This window comes from Arthrobacter sp. NPDC090010, from assembly GCF_044748305.1.
Lineage (GTDB): Bacteria > Actinomycetota > Actinomycetes > Actinomycetales > Micrococcaceae > Arthrobacter_E.
This window is the reverse complement of sequence record NZ_JBIVFT010000021.1, coordinates 1-1,032: the sequence shown is the minus strand read 5'-3', so window position 1 is coordinate 1,032 and position 1,032 is coordinate 1. Positions and strand designations below refer to the sequence as shown.

1 protein-coding gene is annotated in these 1,032 nt (G+C 61.9%); it reads right to left on the bottom strand.

Annotation, left to right across the window (positions count from 1 at the left end; all coding sequences use genetic code 11):
* The coding region (gene lipA / locus ACIPXZ_RS16985) for a lipoyl synthase (protein ID WP_400596501.1) at positions 1-1,011 on the bottom strand (1,011 nt) is incomplete at its 3' end.
* Positions 1,012-1,032: the final 21 nt, after the last annotated feature.

Here is a 1,032-nt window from a genome sequence, read left to right as displayed (position 1 = left end):
GGTGGTGAGGAGGGTGCGGGCTTCTTGGCGGGTGGTGCCGGAGTCTTGGATGGTGTCGGCGATGTGGGTGAGGTTGTTGGGGATGTCGCGTCCTTTTTTGCGCATGGCGGTGGCCCAGAGGCGTCCGGCGCGGTAGGAGGAGCGGACGAGGGGTCCGGACATGACGCCGAGGAAGCCGATGTGTTCGGCTTCGTCGGCGAGTTCGACGAATTCTTGGGGTTTGACCCAGCGGTCCACGGGGAGGTGGCGTTCGGAGGGGCGGAGGTATTGGGTGATGGTGATCAGGTCGGTGCCGGCGTCGTGGAGGTCGTGGAGGGCTTCGGAGATTTCTTGGCGGGTTTCGCCCATGCCGAGGATGAGGTTGGATTTGGTGACCATGCCGTGGTTGCGTCCTTGGGTGATGACGTCCAGGGAGCGTTCGTAGCGGAAGGCGGGTCGGATGCGTTTGAAGATGCGGGGGACGGTTTCGACGTTGTGGGCGAATACTTCGGGGGCCGAGTCGCAGATGGCTTTGATGTGTTCGGGTTTGCCGGAGAAGTCGGGGATGAGCAGTTCGACGCCGGTGGTGGGGTTGAGTTCGTGGATTTTGCGGACGGTTTCGGCGTAGAGCCAGACGCCTTCGTCGTCGAGGTCATCGCGGGCGACGCCGGTGACGGTGGCGTAGCGGAGATTCATGGTTTGGATGGACCGGGCGACTTTGGTGGGTTCGAGGCGGTCCAGGGGGGAGGGTTTGCCGGTGTCGATTTGGCAGAAGTCGCAGCGGCGGGTGCATTCGGAGCCGCCGATGAGGAAGGTGGCTTCTTTGTCTTCCCAGCATTCGAAGATGTTGGGGCAGCCGGCTTCTTCGCAGACGGTGTGGAGGCCTTCTTTTTTGACGAGGTTTTTCAGGCCGATGAATTCGGGGCCCATGTGGACTTTGGCTTTGATCCAGTCGGGTTTGCGTTCCACGGGGGTCGCGGCGTTGCGTTGCTCGATGCGCAGGAGCTTACGGCCTTCAGGGGCAAGAGTCACAGAACTACTCCTTCTTCAACG